Source organism: Inquilinus limosus MP06, assembly GCF_000767795.1.
Lineage (GTDB): Bacteria > Pseudomonadota > Alphaproteobacteria > DSM-16000 > Inquilinaceae > Inquilinus > Inquilinus limosus_E.
In genome coordinates, this window is the sequence record NZ_JANX01000633.1 from 1 (window position 1) to 3,397 (window position 3,397).

General features: G+C 70.7%; 4 protein-coding genes. 1 reads left to right on the forward strand and 3 read right to left on the reverse strand.

Annotated elements, in window-relative coordinates:
- The first annotated feature begins 182 nt into the window (after positions 1-182).
- Positions 183-713: a PRC-barrel domain-containing protein gene (locus P409_RS29865; protein ID WP_052121570.1), complete on the forward strand. Its 531-nt coding sequence runs from the start codon at positions 183-185 to the stop codon at positions 711-713.
- Positions 714-955: 242 nt separating this feature from the next.
- Here P409_RS29865 and P409_RS29870 read toward each other — a convergent pair whose 3' ends face one another.
- The 3 genes from P409_RS29870 to P409_RS39440 all read right to left on the reverse strand — a co-directional run.
- Positions 956-2,245 (reverse strand): aminotransferase class III-fold pyridoxal phosphate-dependent enzyme, encoded by a 1,290-nt coding sequence (locus P409_RS29870; RefSeq protein WP_034846987.1) that lies wholly within the window; start codon positions 2,243-2,245, stop codon positions 956-958.
- An 8-nt stretch (positions 2,246-2,253) separates the two neighbouring features.
- A complete protein-coding gene (locus tag P409_RS29875) occupies positions 2,254-3,033 on the reverse strand; it encodes a cytidylyltransferase domain-containing protein (protein ID WP_034846989.1) in 780 nt (259 codons plus the stop codon).
- Positions 3,030-3,397, reverse strand: a 368-nt coding sequence (locus P409_RS39440) for a hypothetical protein (RefSeq protein ID WP_034846991.1), incomplete at its 5' end; no start/stop codon positions are given. The genes P409_RS39440 and P409_RS29875, both read right to left, overlap by 4 nt.

Genomic DNA, 3,397 nt, shown 5'->3' on the forward strand with positions numbered 1-3,397 from the left:
GCCGCGCAAGGTGAAGGCGGCGGAGGATGCTCCGGCCACCGAGCCCTCCAGCGGCGAATAACCATCCGAACCCAGCGAAAGCCCGGCCCGTGCCGGGCTTTCGTCGTTTCGGGGAACCGTGTCCCGGACCCTCCTGTTGCCTAGGTATCTCCATGAGATCCTCGCCGAAAGGAGGACCGATCATGCGCAAGACCCTGATGGCGGCGGCGTCCGCCGTTGCCCTGCTGGCGCTGCCGGCCCTGGCGCAGACGACGACGCAGCAGCCGCCCGCCACGACCACCCCCCCTTCGACCAGCGCCCCCGCGGCGGCCGCCCCGGGCGGCAACACCGTGCCGGAGGGGCAACAGCAGCTTCCCGAATCCCATATGCTCGGCTCCGACCTGATCGGCGCCAGCGTCACCAACGCCAATGGCGATTCGATCGGCAAGACCTCGGATGTGCTGGTCGACAAGGGCAGCAAGACCGTCGATGCCGTGGTCATCGATGTCGGGGGCTTCCTCGGCATCGGCTCGAAATCCGTGGCGATCCCGCTCGACAAGCTGACCATCGGCGCCCGGCCCGATGAGGGCGTGAAGACCGCCATGACCAAGGAGCAGCTGGAGGCGCTGCCCGCCTTCGAGGGCCGCAAGGCCGAGGAGCCCGCGGCCCCGGCCACCGGCACCATGGGCGGCAGCGGCACCACCGGCACCAGCGGCACCGGTACGGGCAACTAGCGTGCCCGGCTGAGTCGTCGCCGGCAGGGGCGACGAAAGAGCCACCCCGTCGGACCGGGAGCGATTCCGGACCGGCGGGGTGGTCTCATTTTGGGCTCTGCCGCGGAGACTTGCCGCCATGTCCTCGCCGTCATTGCGAGGAGGCGGGCGAAGCCGACGAAGCAATCCAGGGGCCGGTTCGCACTGACCCTGGATTGCTTCGCTGCGCTCGCAATGACGATGCTGGAATTCTGGAGTGGCTCTCAGCGGACCTTGAACAGCGGCACCAGCGGCTCGCAGCGCAGTTCGGCGCGGACCCGCTTCTGGCCGATCGCGGCCGAGAGCAGGGCGAAGACCTCGTCATAGATGGTCAGCACCCGGTCGACATCGGCCTGGCTGTGGGCATAGCTCATATTGTGGCTGCCCAGCGACAGCAGCCCGCGAGCGAAGATCTCCTGCAGCCACAGCGTCTTGATCTCGAAGGCGCTGGCGTCCGGCTGGTCCTTGATCAGCAGGAAGGTCCAGGACGGGTGGCCGGACAGGGACAGCACCTCGCCCAGCCGGTGCCGCTCGACCAGCGCCGCGGTGCCGTCGCGCAGCGCCGTGCCCAGCGTGGCCATGTGGCGGACCACCGGCTCGCGCACCACCTTGTCCAGCGTCGCCCGGGCCGCGGCCAGCGACAGCGTCTCGCCGCCCATGGTGAAGGAGAAGAAGATCTCCTCCATCTCCATCATCAGCTCGCGCCGGCCGCACACCGCCGACAGCGGATAGCCGTTGGCGACGCCCTTGCCCAGCGTGGTCAGGTCGGGGGTGACGCCGAACAGCTCCTGCGCCCCGCCATTGGCGACGCGGAAGCCGGTGATGGTCTCGTCGAACACCAGCACCGCGCCGTGCTTCGTCGCCCGCTCGCGCACCCCCTCCAGATATCCCTCGGCCGGGAAGGCGACGTTCATCGGCTCCATGACGATCGCGGCCACCTGGCCGGCATGCTCGTCCAGCAGCCGGTCCAGCGCCGCCAGGTCGTTGTAGGGGAAGCTGTGGGTCAGGGCCCGGGTCGATTCCGGCACGCCTCGGTTGCGGGCGGTGGCGCCGATATACCAGTCCTGCCAGCCGTGATAGCCGCTGACCAGCACATGGTCGCGGCCGGTATAGGCGCGGGCGACGCGGACCGCGCCGGCGGTGGCGTCCGACCCGTTCTTGCCGAAGCGCACCATCTCGGCCGACGGCACGATCGCCACCAGCCGCTCCGCCACCTCGGCCTCCAGCGGGCTCGACAGGCTGAAGATGGTGCCGTCGCCGACCTGCGCCTTCACCGCGGCGGTCACGTCCGGGTCGTTGTAGCCCAGCGTCACCGAGGCCAGGCTGTTGATGAAGTCGACATACTCATTGCCGTCGACATCCCACAGCCGGCTGCCCTGGCCGCGGGCGGCGAAATAGGGCGACACGCCGAGCGGATACTGCGTGATGCTCTTGCTGAAGGTCTGGGCGCCCAGCGGGATGGTCCGCCGGGCCCGGTCGAGCATCGCCTCGGATGCCGCATAGCGTTCTGACACTTCGGTCCTCACGGTTTGGCCAAGTCTTGTCGGGCGGCGGCGTCCTGGGCGAGCGAGCGCTCCAGGCCCTCGTTCCGCCGGTGGACGCGGTTGAGCGCGGCGATCTCCGGATGCGCCGCCAGGAACTGCACGATGTCATCGGTGCCGAAGGCCGGGTTCGCCGGGTACAGCCCGGCATAGACCGCCCGCACCAGGGCCAGGTCCTCCGGCGTGTCGACGGTCCAGCGCTGGTCCGACAGGTCGGTGTCGCCGACCAGGCTGCCCAGGCGGAACCGCTCCGGCCGGGTGTAGATGAAGCGGGTGACGTGCTCGCGCTCCGACGGCAGGTTCGCCTCGCGCCACGCCGCCTCCAGCACCTCGGCGCGCATCACCTCGGCGTCCAGCCCGTCGGGCCAGCGCAGGGTCAGCGTGTTGCAGGAATAGTCGTAGCCGCCGGCGACATGCATCTCGACCAGCCGGTCGATCAGCGCCGGGTCGGCCAGCGGGCAGTCGGCGGTCAGGCGCACGATCTGCTCCGCGCCGCTGCCGGACGCGGCGGCGTGGAACCGGTCCAGCACGTCGTCCAGGCTGCCGCGGAAGCACTCGATGCCGATCCGGGCGGCGAGGTCCGCCAGCGCATCGTCGGTGGGCTCGGTGCTGGTGGCCAGCACCAGCCGGTCCAGCGTCCGGCAGCGCCACAGCCGCTCGACCTGGCGCGCCAGCATCGGCTCGCCCAACAGGTCGGCCATCACCTTGCCGGGCAGCCGCGACGAGGACATCCGCGCCTGCAGGATCGCCAGCACCGTCATGTCCGCTCCCAATACGTCTTGTCGTCCAGGATGAAACGCCCGTCGGCCGCGATCCAGCCGGGAATTGGCTCGGCCGCCACCAGGCAGCGCAGCCCGATCTGCTCGAAGGCCATCCGCGCGGTCAGCGCCACCGCCTCGTCCCGCCAGGCTTCGGGGATGCCGTCCAGGATGACCGCCGCCTCGCCGGCGGCGCGGTCGACCGGGCCGAGCCGGACGGCGCCACGGGCGTCGCCGCCCTCCTTCGCCTGCACTGCCAGCACCGCCGTCGCGCCGGATGCGATCGGCCGCAGCGCCACAGCATCGCCGGTCAGGATCGCGGCCGGGCGGCCACCGGAGGGCCACAGGGCCGGGTTCAGCACCAGGT

Excerpts from the sequence above, each read along its gene's own strand:
- P409_RS29865 (WP_052121570.1), top strand. The coding sequence starts at position 183 with ATGCGCAAGACCCTGATGGCGGCGGCGTCCGCCGTTGCCCTGCTGGCG.
- P409_RS29875 (WP_034846989.1), bottom strand. The coding sequence starts at position 3,033 with ATGACGGTGCTGGCGATCCTGCAGGCGCGGATGTCCTCGTCGCGGCTG.